Here is a 13,653-nt window from a genome sequence, read left to right as displayed (position 1 = left end):
CCTCAGCCGACGCCGGCGCCGGTGCCCAGCGCCGGGCCGCCCGGGCGACCGTTGAGCAGCCGCACGACCGCACGCCCGTCGGGGTACCACGCCAGCACCGTCACCGACGCCGGCGAGATCTCGGTCTTGAACACCGACTCCATCGGCAGCCCGAGCACCTCGCTCACCAGCATCTTGATCGGCGTCAGGTGGGTGGCGGCCACCACGACCCGGGCGGCGTAGGTCTCGAGCAGGCGGTCGCGCACGACGCGCATGCGCTCGGCCATGCCGTTCATCGAGTCGCCCGTCGTGCCCGCGCGCCGGTCGGGGTCGCCCAGCCAGGCGGTGAAGAGCTCCGCGTCGCGCTCGAGCACCTGCGTGTAGGTCAGGCCCTCCCAGGTCCCGAAGCCCGCCTCGACCAGCCCGTCGTCGACGACCGCCTCCAGGTCCGCGCCTGCTCCCAGCTCGCGCGAGATCGCCTCGACGAGCACGGCCGCTGTCTCCCGGGTCCGCCGCAGCGGCGAGGTGAGCACGACGGGTGGCTCCTCGAACAGCGGGGCGAGCCAGGACGCGGCCGCGGCGACGTGGGCGCGACCGAGCGCGTTGAGCTCGGGGTCGCGGCCCGAGTGGCCGCTGAAGAGGCGGGCGCTGGTGTCGTCGGTCTCGCCGTGGCGGACGAGCACGAGCACCGTCGGAGCACCCTGCTCCCACGGCGGCGTCGGCACCGGCTCGGCGTGGTCGGGGTCGACCTCGTCGGTGCGGGCCACAGCGGTCTCGGTGACCTCGGCGTCCTGCGCGGCGTCACGCGCCGTCGGCGCCTCCCCGACGACCACGCCGAGGGGGCCGTCGAGGGCCTCGTTGGCCAGCCGGTCGGCGTGGACGTTCTCCCCCCGCGGGATCCAGGTGTACGTCGTGCCGGCGGGCGCGAGCGAGCGGGCCCGCTCCGCCAGCGGACGCATGTCCGGGTGCTTGATCTTCCAGCGGCCCGACATCTGCTCGACGACCAGCTTGGAGTCCATGCGGACCTCGAGCTCGGCCCCCTCGGCGTGGGCGTTGTAGAGCTCGAGGGCGGCGATGAGGCCGCGGTACTCCGCGACGTTGTTGGTCGCGACGCCGATGCGCTCGCCCCGCTCGGCGATCAGTCCGCCCGTCGCGGCGTCCTTGAGCACCGCGCCGTACGCCGCGCTGCCGGGGTTGCCGCGCGAGCCGCCGTCGGCCTCGGCGACCACCCGGGCCGGCCCGGGGTGCCCGGAGCGACCGTCCGCGTCACCGGGACCGGACGTCATCGGAGCCCGGACTCCTCGGTGCGCACCAGGATGCGGCCGCACTCCTCGCAGCGGACGACGTCGTCGGCCGGCTGCTTGGAGACCACGGCGAGGTCGCCGCTGTTGAGCTCCAGGCTGCACCCGCCGCAGCGGCGCTGGCGCAGGAGTGCGGCGCCGACCCCGTTCTTCTGCTCACGCAGGCGCTCGTAGAGCGCGAGCAGGTCGGCGGGCAGCGTCGCCGCGACCTCCTTGCGGCGGGCGACGACCTCGCCTCCCTCGGCCCGCAGGCCGCCCAGCCGCTCGAGGCGGGTGGCGTCCAGCTCCTGGGCCTTGGCGTCCTGCTCGACCAGGTGGGCCTGCACCTCGGCGAGGTCGCGCTGGGCGTCCTCGAGGTGGGCCATGATCTCGAGCTCGGTGTCCTCGAGCTCGCCGATGCGGCGGTCCAGCGAGACCAGCTCGTGCTGCAGCCGCTCGAGGTCCTTGGGGTTGGTGACCTGGCCGGAGTCGAGGCGCTTCTGGTCGCGGACCTTCCGGCCCTTGACCTGCTCGACGTCGTCGTCGGCCTTGCGCTGTGCCCGGGTGAGGTCGTCGACCTGGATCTGCAGGTCCGCGGCCTGGTCGCGCAGCGCCGCCCGGCTGCTCTCGAGGTCACGCAGGACCGGCCCCTCCGGCGGGTGGGAGGCCTGGTGGCGCAGGGCGTCGAGGCGGCTGTCGAGCTCCTGGACGTCGAGGAGCTTCAGCTGGGCGGACGGGTCGGCTTTCAGGACGGGCTCCTCGGTGCGCTGTTCTCGGTCGGTGCGGTGCTGCGGGGGCTGCGGGGGATGCGGGGGAAACGGGGGCGGTGCTCGCCTCAGACGCGGAACGTCCACGGGTCGGTGACCCGGCGGCTGACGTGGGTCTCCACCGTAGTCCCCGCCGCGGCGGTGGCGCGGGCGACCTTGTCGGCCACCACGGGCAGCCAGGTCCACTCCGCGGCCCAGTGCGCGACGTCGACCAGGGCCGGACCTCCGTCGGCGAGGAGCTCGCCGGCCCGGTGGTGCTTGAGGTCGGAGGTCAGCACGACGTCGGCGCCGGCCGCGCGGGCCGCCTCGAGCAGCGACTCCCCCGACCCGGCGAGGACCGCGACGCGGCGCACCTCGCGCTCGGGGTCCCCGGCGACGCGTACGCCGTGGGCGGTCGCGGGCAGCACCCGGGCGACGAGGTCGGCGAAGCCGCGCAGGGTCACCGGCTCGGCCAGCTCCCCGACCCGGCCGTGCCCCCGGACCGACGCGGGTGCACCACCGGTGACCGGACCGCCCGGGACGTCGGCGAGCTCGAGCAGGTCGAAGGCCGGCTCCTCGTAGGGGTGGGCGGCCCGGAGCGCGGCCACCACCGCGGCGCGCTCGGCCCGCGGGTAGAGCGTCTCGACGCGGACCTCGCTCACCACCTCGACCTCGCCGACCCGGCCGACCGCCGGGTCCGCTCCGTCGAGGGGCCGGAAGCGGCCCTCCCCCGGCGTCGAGAAGGTGCAGGAGTCGTAGGCGCCGAGCGCACCGGCCCCGGCCTCGACCAGCGCCGCCCGGACGGCGTCCGCGTGCTCGGTCGGCACGAACGCGACCAGCTTGTCGAGGCCGTGCGCGCCGGCGTCGGTCGGCTCGAGGACGGTCGCGTCCACCAGGCCGAGGGCGTCGGCGATGGAGGCGTTGACGCCGTCGGCGGGGACGTCGGCGTTGGTGTGCGCCGTGAGCAGCGCGACGCCACCCCGCAGCAGCCGGTGCACCACCCGGCCCTTCGCCGTCGTCGCCGCGACCGAGGAGACCCCGCTCAGCAGCAGCGGGTGGTGGACGACCAGCAGGTCGACGCCGAGCTCGAGCGCCTCGTCGACCACGGTCTCGACCGGGTCGATCGCGAACAGCACGGAGCGGACCTCGTCGCCGGGGTCGCCGCAGACCAGGCCGACGGCGTCCCAGGGCTCGGCCCAGGCGGGGTCGTACCAGTCATCGAGCAGCGCGACGATCTCGGCCAGACGCATGACGCGCAGCCTAGTGGCGGCAGGCGCAGGGTCGGACCGGACCGGTTCCCGGTCGCCTCACACGGGAGTCGCGGCGGCCGGGTCGACCAGCCGGCCGTCGCGCAGCTCGTGCACGGCGTCGGCGACGTCGATGAGGCCGGGGTCGTGGGTGGCGACCACGGCCGTGACGCCCTCGCTGGCCACGATCGCGCGCAGCAGCTCCATCACGGCTCGTCCGGTGGCGGAGTCCAGCTGCCCGGTCGGCTCGTCGGCCAGCAGCAGGCTGGGGCGCCCGGCGAGCGCGCGGGCGACCGCGACCCGCTGCTGCTGCCCGCCCGACAGCTCACCGGGTCGCTGCTCGGCGTGGTCGGCCAGCCCGACGAGGCGGAGCAGCCGCTCGACCTGCTGCTCACGCTCGGCGGCCGGGGTCCGGCTCAGCCGCAGCGGTACGCCGACGTTCTCGCGGGCGGTGAGGATCGGCACCAGCGCGAAGGTCTGGAACACGAAGCCGACGTGGTCACGTCGCAGGGCGAGCAGCCCGTCCTCGTCGAGTCCGGTCACCTCCGTGCCGTCGACGACCACGCTCCCCTCGTCGGGCCGCTCCAGGCCCCCGATGCAGTGCAGCAGCGTGGTCTTGCCCGAGCCCGACCGGCCGGTGAGGGCGACCAGGCCGCCCCGCGGCACGCTCAGCTCGACGCCGTCGAGCGCGGTGACCGCCGCGTCGCCGCGGCCGAACCGCTTGGTCAGCCCGCTGACCTGCACCATCGTGGCCGGGTGTCCGCCCGGCGGCTGCTCGCTCATCGCTCCCCCTCGCGCTGCCGGTCCGGCCACACCCCGATGTGGTCCTGCTCGAGCTCGAGCCGCACCCGCCGGTCCATGGCCAGAGCCGAGGTGAAGTCGTGCGGCAGCTGCAGACGACCGACCCGGTCGAGCACGGCGTACTCCTGGGCCACGACCTCGTGGCCGTCCGCGCCCTCCTCGGTGTGGCGCAGCACCTCGCTGGAGGTGCGGCCGTCGCGGATGCCGACCGTGCGCTGGACGTGCTCGGAGACCGAGGCGTCGTGGGTGACGACCACGACGGTGACGCCCAGCTCCCGGTTGGCAGTCTGGAGCGCGGCGAACACCTGCCAGGAGCTGTGGGTGTCCAGCTCGCCGGTCGGCTCGTCGGCGAGCAGCACCTCGGGTCGGTTGGCCAGCGCGACCGCGATCGCCGCGCGCTGCTGCTGGCCTCCCGACAGCTGGGCCGGGCGCCGGTCGGCGAGGTCGCCGACGTCGAGCAGGTCCAGCAGCTCCGTGACCCGGCTCGCGCGCTCGCGCCGCGGCGAGCGGGACGCGACCAGCGGCAGCGCGACGTTCTCCGCGACCGTGAGGTAGGGCAGGAGGTTGGACGAGGTGCGCTGCCACACGAAGCCGACCACCTCGCGGCGGTAGCGCAGCCGCTGGGACGGCGACATCGCCAACAGGTCCTGGTCGGCGACCCGCGCCAGTCCCGCGGTCGGGGTGTCGAGACCGGACAGGATCGTCAGCAGCGTGGACTTGCCGCTGCCCGAGGCGCCGATGATCGCCACCAGCTCGCCCCGGTCGACCAGCAGGTCGAGACCCTGCAGCGCCACCACCTCGACGCTCTCGGTGCGGTAGATGCGCACCAGGTTGTCGCAGGCGATGTGCGCGTCGGCGCCGAACACCGCGGCCGGAGCCGCACGGCGCTCGAGGGCGCCCAGCGCTGTGCCCGCGGTGCCCGCGGTGTCGGGGGGCTGCCCGGGGTTGCTGCTCGGCGTGCTCTCGCTCACGGCTCGTCTCCTTCTCGCAGAGTCTCTCCCAGCCCGCGCCGACGCTCCACCGCCGACACCCCCGCGACGGTCGCGACCACCAGGGCGGTCAGCCCGGCCACCAGTCCTGCGGTCCGCAGCAGCCCGAGGCGGGTCTCGGGGGCGGAGGCTCCCCCGGTCAGCGGCTGGAGGTCGAGCGCCGGGAGGAGCAGCGCGACCAGCAGCAGCCCGGCCGCGGCGCCCGCGACGAGCATGACACCGAGCAGGGGTGCGACCTCGAGCACGGCGAGCCGGCTCAGCCCCCGCGGACCGGCGCCCAGCATCCGCAGCGTCGAGGCCAGCCGCGCCCGCGACCGGGCGGCGAGCACCAAGGTGAGGGTCAGCGCCAGCAGGCAGTACGCCGCGGCTGCCGCGGCTCCGGCGGCGAACAGGGCCTGGGTGGACCCGACGAAGGGCGAGTCGGCGAGGTCCTCGAGGACCGCGCGACGGTCGGTCACCACCACCCGCTGCTCGAGGTTCGCCACCGCGGCCCCGATCGCCGGAGCCGCCTCCGGCGACCCTCTCAGCAGCAGGGTGTTCGGCCGGATCGGGAACGACTCGCGCTCCTGCACCGACGGCAGGTCGAGCACGACCAGCCCGAGCCCGCCGTCGAGCGGGAACGTCGCCGGGGTCGCGGTGACGGCGACCTCGGTGCGTCCGAGGCTCGCGGTGGGGTCGATGGCGCCCTCGTCGGCGGCCAGAGCGGTCCGGGCCGGCGTGGTCGTCAGCGCCGAGAGCGGCGACTCCGGGTCGACCGGCTCCGCCAGGCGTCGTACGGCGTCGGGGTCGGCTCCCGAGCCGGGCGCCCGGGCCAGCAGGTCGGCGTAGCCCGCCGCGTCCACGACCAGCACGTTGCCGTCGGTCGCACGGCCCGCGGGGTCGAAGAAGGTGGCACGCTCCCGGCGCAGGGCCGGCACGACCTGGTCCACCCCGGGCAGGTCGGCGAGGGACGCGAGGTCCTCCTCCTCGAAGTACTCCGCCTGCAGCAGGTAGTCGGCCCCCACGTCGCGCCAGGCGGCACGCTCCTGGCCCTCGTCGACCGTCGCGGTGACCCCGGAGGCGAAGACGGCGAACCCCAGCCCCAGCAGCAACGTGGAGAGCGGCAGCGCCACGGCGAGGGGCTGCCGGGCGGCGCGCGCCAGCGCCAGGAAGGGCACCAGCCCCGCGCGCCCAGACGCGACGGCGGACGCGCGACGCAGCACCGGAGGCAGCGCCCGCAGGACCAGGACCACCACCGCCAGCACCACCAGGACCGGTGCGAGCACCAGCACGGGGTCGGCACCGCCACCCGTGCCCGCCTCGGCACCGAGTCCGCGCCGGCGCACCTCGAGCACGGCGAGGACGGCGGCCAGCAGCACCGTCGCCTCGGTGGCCGTGCGCCAGGGCACGCGCGACGACCCGGCGCGGCCGGGAAGGGTGCGCCACGTCGCCGCGCCCGTCAGCACCAGGGCCGCGACGCCCACCAGCGCCGCCAGCAGGGCCGACGCACCGGCCGCCCGGTCGCCGCCGGCCGCACCGGCGAGGGCCGACCCGGCAGCCGACCCCGCGGCCACCACGACGGCCACCTCGGCGACGGAGGTCGCGGTCAGGGCCGCCCGGGAGGCGCCCCGGGCGTGGGCCAGCACCAGACCGGACGCGCGGCGCCGTACGACCACGGCACAGGCCAGCGCGAGCACCGCCAGTGCCACCAGCAGCACCCCGCCGAGGACCAGCGCCACGAGCGCGGACGTCGCCTGGGCGCGGTCGAGGTGGCCGCGCAGCAGGTCCACGAGACCGCTGGCGAGCGCGACCGAGTCGGCACCGCCGGTCACCGACGCCGACGAGGACTCCACGAAGGCGCCCCGCGCCACCACCTCCTCGAGGTCGGCGAGGACCGGGGCGGCGTTGTCGGCGGCCAGGGCGCTCGGCTCGACCGGGTAGTGCCAGTCGTAGCGCAGCAGCGGCGACGCGCGGCGCAGGGCCTCGAGCTGGTCGCCGTCGACCAGCGCGGCGGCGTACTCCGCCACCAGCTGCCCGTCGGCGCTGTAGCGCTGGCCCAGCGTCGTGAGCGCGGGTGCGTAGCCCCAGGTCCGCGCGCTCGCGTCGCGGGGCTCGAAGAGGCCGGTGACGCGGACCGCGGTCGTGCCGTCGCCCAACGGCGCCACCTCGAGGGGCTCGAGCGTGACGGTCTTGCCGACCTCGAGCTCCAGCTGCTCCGCCAGGCGGGCGTCGAGGGCGACCTCGAGCAGCGGCACCCGCTCGCCCTCTGCCGTCCGGGTCGCGGCGTCCTCGCCCGGAGAGCGCGGGGCCCGACCCTGGACCCAGGTGACCTGCTCGAGGGCTCCGGGCTGGTGGCGCAGCTGCAGCCAGGTGAACGGCTTGTCGCGGACCGGCTCGCCGGCCGGGTCGCGGGTGTCGTAGAGACCGGTGGTGGCGCCGCGGCCGCTGTCCACGACCACCTCGCGCAGGCCCGCGGTCAGTGACCCGCGGACCTGGGCGTCGACCGTCCGCAGCTGGTCGACGCCCTCGTCGTTGGTGGTGCTGGCCGAGATCTCGAGGCTCTCGTCCGGGGCGTCCGCGAGCGCCGCGCGCAGCGCCTGGTCGGAGGTCGCGCTCAGCACCCGCGGGACCGTCGCGGCGAGCGCGGCGGTCACGGTGACCAGCAGGGCGAGCGCCAGCAGCGACGCCAGCTCGGCGCGGGCCCGTCGCCGCAGCAGGCGCAGCGTCCCCACGGTGCGGATCACGTGTCCTCCCCCGCTCGCAGCTCGTCACCCATCGGCCGCGCCGCGACCCGTCGGGCGGCCGCGACCACCACCGCGGCGCCCAGCACCGCCATCACCGCCATCGCGAGCGCCACCTGCAGAGCCGTGCCCGTGCCGATCGCCGCGGCCGGGGCGGGCACCGGGACCGCGGCGGACTCGGTCAGCACGAGTCGCGGGCCGAGCACCCCCGCCACCACCGTGCCCACGGCCGCCCCGAGGGCGAGGGCGACGGCGAGCAGGCCGAGCCGCTCCAGGGCCAGGGCGCCCGCGACCTGGCGCCGGGACAGCCCGGTCGCCCGCAGCGCGGCTGCCTCGGTGCGGCGTCGCCGCAGCCCGACGGCGGTCGCGGCCACGAACCCGACGGTGCCGAGCACCGCCCCCGTCAGCACGGCGAGCACGAGGGCCGCCCGGACGCCGGCGCCGACGGGGCCGTCCTGCCGGTCCGCCGTGGCCGACCAGCGGTCCGCGACGGTGAGGGGCACGGCGCCCGTGGCCACGTCGTCCCCCGCGCCACCGAGGTCGGCGAGGTCCGCCTCCAGCGGGCCCACGGCCTCACGCGGCAGGCTCGCCCACACCTCGGACTCGGTGCCCTCCGTCAGGCCCGGTCCGACCACCCGGCCCAGCGTGGTCACGTCGAGCACCAGCCCGACGCCGGTGGCGGCGCGACCGGTCCCCGCCCCGGCGCCCAGGGCGTCGGCCTCCGGCCCGGTGCCGGGCACGGCGTCGGTGCGCGCCACGACGTCCAGGGCCACGTCGACGCCGGCGATGCGCAGGCGCGCGCGGGCCTCGTCGCCCACCTGCGCGGCGATGGTCGAGGACGCGACCGCCGGAACCGGCCCGGAGCCTTCCGCCGCGTCGTCGGCGTCCGGCGTCCCCAGCGCCTTGAGCGCCCCGAGCGCCGGCGGGCCGAGCGTGCCGCCCGGCGCCCCGTCGAGCACCCGCGCCGCCGCCGGGTCCGCGGCGTCCAGCACGAGCGCCTCCACGGGGAGGTCGCCCAGGGCCGTGCGGTCCCGCAGCACGACGAGGGCGGAGCCGCCGCGTGCCTCGACGAGCTCGACGACCCGGTCGGCCTCGTCCGTGTCCGACAGGCCGGTGACCTGGAGGTCGCTGCCGACGGCCAGCCGGGCCTGGGCCTCCTGGGACTCGGCGTACGTCGCCGTCTGCACGAGCGCGAGGGTGACGACCGCGGCGGCGAGCAGCGAGCCGACCAGCAGCGCCCGGTGCTCGTCGGCACGACGCGCCACCTGCCAGGCGGCCAGCGCGGCCACCGTGCCGCGCGCCCGGGCGGCGGCACCGGCACCGAGCAGCAGCACGCCGCGCACCAGACGACCGATCAGCAGCGCCGCGGCCAGCACGACCACCGGGACGACGAGCACCAGGACCGGGTCGAGGCCGGAGCCGGCGAGGGCGGCGTCGGCGCCCGAGGCGAGCGCCCCCTCGTCGTACGCCAGGAGCTGCAGCGTGCCCAGCACGGCGAGCGGGACCGTCACCAGGTCGAGCCCGAAGCGGTCCCAGGTCGCGGCGAGGCGTCCGCGGGCGGTGTCGTCCGTCCCCTGGCGCGCCAGCAGCAGCACGACGACCAGGCCGGCGACCGTGGCCACCAGCCAGCTCGCGACGGCCAGGCTCACCGAGCCGACGACCGCGTCGGCCGACGTGGCGCGCGCGACGGCTCGGACCGTGAGCCAGGCGAGGACGGGCGCCAGGACCACGGCGGGGAGGACCACGACGAGGGCCTCGAGCGTGTGTGCGGCGCGGAGCTGGCCCGGCGAGAATCCGCGGGAGGCGCGCAACCGGGCGTCGGTGCGCCGGTCCGCCTGGACCAGGCGCGTCACCAGCAGCACGGCGCTGACGCCGAGCAGCGCGACCAGCGCCAGCGGGAGACCCACCGCCGAGCGGGCCACCGCCACCGGGGCGGCCACGCCGGTCAGGGTCTCGTCGAGGTCGGTCTCCACCGTGAGCGCCTGCTCCCCCGCGGCGGAGCCCTCCGTCGGCTCGCCGGCAAGGGCTGCTGCCGCCGCGGCCGTCGCGGTGCCGTCCTCGTCGAGCAGGCCTGCCAGCCTGCCGCGCAGGTCGCCGACCTGACCGGGCGTCAGTGACCCCAGGCCCGGCTCGGCCCGCCACCGCACCGTCGGGTCGGACACCACGCTCTCGGTCCCGGCCCCGGTCACGAAGGGCCCGTAGGTCACGAAGCTGGTCCCCCGGTCCACGCCGGTGGTGCCGAGCACGTCGCCGGTCCAGTACGCCGCCCCCACGTCGTCGGGGCGCCACGTCCCCACCAGGCGCACCCGGAGCCGCGAGTCGTCCAGGGTGTTGGTCAGCGTGAGCGCGTCGCCCGGTGCCAGGCCCAGCGCGTCGGCGGCACTCGCGTGGAGCGCCACCTCGACCTCCCGTGCCCCACCGGCGCCCCCGCCACCGTTCCCGCCACCGTTCCCGCCACCGTTCCCGTCGTCGGCCCCGTCGTCGGCCCCGTCGTCGGCCCCGTCGTCGGCCTCGTCGTCGAGGGCCGTCGCGGGCCACCGGCCCGCGACGAGGTCGGCCTGGCTGGTCAGTGCCTCGTAGCCCGCGACGACCGCCAACCGCTGCGGGGCGTCCTCGCCCGCACCCGGACCGTCGTCAGGACCACCCGGCAGCGCGTAGGAGCTGCTCAGGACCCGGCGGGTGACGGTCCCCTCGGCAGCGCCGGCCGACTCGGACGTGGTGACGTCCGTGCTCCCGGCGGGCGCGGTGCCCGACGCCGGGCCTGACGCCGGGCCCAGCGCCGGGGCCAGCACCTGCTCCAGCAGCGCGCGCACCTCGCGGTCGGCCGCGACCAGGCGCTGGCCGGCCTCGGCGGACGCGACGGAGGAGCTGGCCGGGACCTCGAGCTCGCCGGAGACGTCGACCACGCGGTCCGCCACGGGCGACCGCTCCAGGTCGGCCCCGACGCTCCCGCGGCCGGTGGCCGTCAGCAGGAGCGCCGCGGCGCAGACGGCTGTCAGGGCGACGAGGGTCGTCGCGGACACCGCGGCCAGGAGCACCCGACGTGCGAGGAGGCGTCTGCTCACCAGTCCCGCGGCGTCGATGGTGCATCGCCCCCGTCCCGAGCCCGATCCGTCCGGCGTCGCGGGCGGATGCCCGAGCCGTCGCTCGGACCGGGTCACTATAGGCATCCGGGTGGGTCGCGACGACGTACCGTGCGCCGACCGGGAGTCCGGGCGCTCGAGGCCGGACGCGGATCATGAGAGCTCTCTCATGGTCCTCTCACGCCGTCGCCACGGAGGTGTCCCAGGATGGAGCCATGATCCCGAGCAAGATCCTGGCGCCGATCCTCGCGTCGGTGGCGTTCGTCGCCGGCGCCGCCGTGGCGCTGCCCACCCTCGTCGCGGGTGACGAGCCGGCGCCGCAGCGCGAGCCCCTGATCCTCGAGGAGGCCGCCCAGACCGCCGAGCCGCAGCCGACGCTGCGGCCCAAGCCCCGCGACAACGACGGCGGCGGTCCCCGGCAGGGGCCCACCACCCCGCCCGACGACGGCGACGACGGGGGCCAGGACGACCAGGACGACGTGTCAGACTCGGATGACGACGACGATGACGACGTCGAGGTCGTCCGGCCGCAACCGGACGACGACGATGACGACGACGAAGCGGACGACGATGGCGACGACGGGGACGACGACTGACGTCTCGCCCGCCGGCATGGAAGCACCCCCCGGAGGCCGCCGCACCGGCGGCCTGCGACGCCGTCCGGGTAGATCGGGCGGGCCCCGTCTGCGGGGCGTGCGGCGGCGGCTGACGGTCCGCACCCGCATCACCGGTGCCGTGGCGCTGCTGACCGCGTTGGGGCTGGCCTCCGCCGGGGTCCTGGTCTACCTCCTCGGCGTGCAGCAGGCCAAGGAGGGCGTGCGCGACGACGTCGACCAGGAGATGGCCGAGCTGGTGCAGCTGCAGGAGCGCGGCATCGACCCGGTGACCAAGGACCGCTTCGCCTCCTACCAGCGCCTCGTCAGGGTTTTCCTGCTGCGCAACGTGCCGAGCCCGTCGGAGATCATGGTCGGCGCCTGGGACGGCGGCATCAGGATCTCCTCGGCCTCGAGCCGCAGCGAGGTGCGCAGCGAGCCCGCCTTCGTCGACGCCGTCCTGCAGCGCCTCGAGACCGGCGGGTCCACCACCATCGAGTCGGCGCAGCACGGCGAGGTCTACCTCGAGGTGCTGCCGCTCGCGGCCGGCGACGACCGCGGCGCCTTCGCCGTCGCCTTCTTCGTCGACGACGAGACCGGCGCCCTCGACTCCACCATGCGCACCTACGCGCTCGCCGCCCTCGTCGCCCTGCTCGTCGTCTCCGGCGTCGCCTTCTGGGTCGCCGGCCGGCTGCTGTCACCAGTCCGCACCCTGCACGAGACCGCGCAGGACATCACCGAGACCGACCTGTCGCGGCGCATCCCGGTGATCAGCAACGACGACCTCGGCGACCTGACGACGACGTTCAACGCGATGCTCGACCGTCTCGACGGAGCCTTCCGCGGCCAGCGGGCCTTCCTCGACGACGCCGGCCACGAGCTGCGGACGCCCCTGACGATCCTCCAGGGGCACCTCGAGCTGGTGGACCCCGCCGACCCCGACGACGTACGCCGTACCCGCGACCTCCTGCTCGACGAGACCGAGCGGATGTCGCGCCTGGTCGAGGACATGATCCTGCTGACCAAGTCCGAGCGTCCCGGGTTCGTGGTGCCGGCGACGGTGCGGGCCGACGAGCTGACCGACCGTGTCGCCGACAAGGTGCGCGGCCTGGCCGACCGGGTGTGGGTCGTCGACGACCGCGCCGACGTCGACGTCGAGGTCGACGAGCAGCGCCTGACCCAGGCGCTGGTGCAGCTGGCGCAGAACGCCGTCAAGCACACCGGCCCTGCCGACACCGTCGCGCTCGGTTCGGCCGTCGGCGCCGCCGGCACCGTCCGCTTCTGGGTCCGCGACTCCGGTCCCGGCGTCCCCGACGCCGAGAAGGCGGCCATCTTCCAGCGGTTCACCCGCGGCGCGGACGCCGTCCACGACGAGGGAAGCGGTCTCGGTCTCTCGATCGTCTCCGCCATCGCCGCCGCGCACGGCGGCACCGCGCACGTCGAGGACGCCACCCCGTCGGGCGCCCTGTTCGTCATCTCCCTGCCCCGTCAACGGAAGGACGCCTCGTGGCGCGCATCCTGATCGTCGAGGACGAGCCCCGCATCTCCTCGTTCATGTCGAAGGGCCTCAAGTCCGAGGGCCACAGCCCCACGGTGTGCGCCGACGGGGTGTCCGGGCTCGACTACGCGCTGTCGGGCGAGTTCGACCTCATGGTGCTCGACATCGGGCTGCCGCGCCTCGACGGCTACGGCGTGCTCGAGGGGCTGCGGGCGCAGGGCTCGACCATCCCGGTCATCGTCCTCACCGCGCGCGACTCCGTCACCGACACCGTGCAGGCGCTCGACGGGGGCGCCGACGACTACATGGCCAAGCCGTTCCGCTTCGCCGAGCTGCTCGCGCGCGTCCGGCTGCGGCTGCGCCAGCAGCAGGGCGACGGCGGCGCGGCCCGCGAGGACTCCCTCACCGTCGGCAACCTGAGGCTGGACCTGCGCGAGCGGGTCGCCACCCAGGACGGCCGGCGCATCGAGCTGTCGGCGCGGGAGTTCCAGCTGCTCGAGCTGTTCATGCTCAACGTCGGCATCGTGCTGTCGCGCGAGCAGCTGCTGTCGCACGTGTGGGGCTACGACTACGACCCCGGCTCCAACGTCGTCGACGTCTACGTCGGCTACCTGCGGCGCAAGGTCGGGTCGGCCGCGATCTCGACCGTGCGGGGCATGGGCTACCGCTTCAACGTCAACCCCGCCTGAGCCGGCCACGCGCCCGAGGCGAGCGGAG

10 protein-coding genes are annotated in these 13,653 nt (G+C 76.1%); 3 read left to right on the top strand and 7 right to left on the bottom strand.

Annotated elements, in window-relative coordinates:
* Positions 1–2: 2 nt before the first annotated feature.
* Genes G7072_RS05955 through G7072_RS05925 form a run of 7 tightly spaced genes read right to left on the bottom strand, consistent with a single transcriptional unit; the run spans position 3 to position 10,827 of the window.
* Positions 3–1,265 carry a bifunctional RNase H/acid phosphatase gene (locus G7072_RS05955; RefSeq protein WP_166084696.1) on the bottom strand — a complete coding sequence of 421 codons (1,263 nt, stop codon included), beginning with the start codon at positions 1,263–1,265 and terminating at the stop codon, positions 3–5.
* Positions 1,262–2,113, bottom strand: a complete 852-nt coding sequence (locus tag G7072_RS05950; protein ID WP_240917167.1) for a C4-type zinc ribbon domain-containing protein — start codon at positions 2,111–2,113, stop codon at positions 1,262–1,264. Before G7072_RS05950 ends, G7072_RS05955 begins: the two co-directional genes overlap by 4 nt.
* Entirely contained in the window at positions 2,095–3,255 is a 1,161-nt protein-coding gene (locus G7072_RS05945) for a Nif3-like dinuclear metal center hexameric protein (protein ID WP_166084695.1), read from the bottom strand. The genes G7072_RS05950 and G7072_RS05945 overlap by 19 nt, the downstream gene beginning before the upstream one ends.
* A 57-nt stretch (positions 3,256–3,312) precedes the next feature.
* On the bottom strand, positions 3,313–4,035 hold the full coding sequence (locus G7072_RS05940) for an ABC transporter ATP-binding protein (protein ID WP_166084694.1): 723 nt from the start codon (positions 4,033–4,035) through the stop codon (positions 3,313–3,315).
* Positions 4,032–5,024, bottom strand: a complete 993-nt coding sequence (locus G7072_RS05935) for an ABC transporter ATP-binding protein (RefSeq protein WP_166084693.1) — start codon at positions 5,022–5,024, stop codon at positions 4,032–4,034. Before G7072_RS05935 ends, G7072_RS05940 begins: the two co-directional genes overlap by 4 nt.
* Entirely contained in the window at positions 5,021–7,765 is a 2,745-nt protein-coding gene (locus G7072_RS05930; RefSeq protein ID WP_166084692.1) for an FtsX-like permease family protein, read from the bottom strand. Before G7072_RS05930 ends, G7072_RS05935 begins: the two co-directional genes overlap by 4 nt.
* Positions 7,762–10,827: an FtsX-like permease family protein gene (locus tag G7072_RS05925; RefSeq protein ID WP_166084691.1), complete on the bottom strand. Its 3,066-nt coding sequence runs from the start codon at positions 10,825–10,827 to the stop codon at positions 7,762–7,764. Before G7072_RS05925 ends, G7072_RS05930 begins: the two co-directional genes overlap by 4 nt.
* Before the next feature lie 233 nt (positions 10,828–11,060).
* Between G7072_RS05925 and G7072_RS05920 the strand changes: the two genes are divergently transcribed.
* From G7072_RS05920 to G7072_RS05910, 3 genes are all read left to right on the top strand, one after another.
* Positions 11,061–11,441 (top strand): hypothetical protein, encoded by a 381-nt coding sequence (locus tag G7072_RS05920; protein WP_166084690.1) that lies wholly within the window; start codon positions 11,061–11,063, stop codon positions 11,439–11,441.
* 97 nt (positions 11,442–11,538) lie between these two features.
* Positions 11,539–12,960 carry a HAMP domain-containing sensor histidine kinase gene (locus tag G7072_RS05915; RefSeq protein WP_166084689.1) on the top strand — a complete coding sequence of 474 codons (1,422 nt, stop codon included), beginning with the start codon at positions 11,539–11,541 and terminating at the stop codon, positions 12,958–12,960.
* Entirely contained in the window at positions 12,945–13,625 is a 681-nt protein-coding gene (locus G7072_RS05910) for a response regulator transcription factor (protein ID WP_166084688.1), read from the top strand. Before G7072_RS05915 ends, G7072_RS05910 begins: the two co-directional genes overlap by 16 nt.
* Positions 13,626–13,653 lie beyond the last annotated feature (28 nt).

Source organism: Nocardioides sp. HDW12B, from assembly GCF_011299595.1.
Taxonomy (GTDB): Bacteria; Actinomycetota; Actinomycetes; order Propionibacteriales; family Nocardioidaceae; genus Marmoricola_A.
The sequence above is the reverse complement of the archived record's forward strand: the minus strand, read 5'-3'. Positions and strand labels throughout refer to the sequence as shown.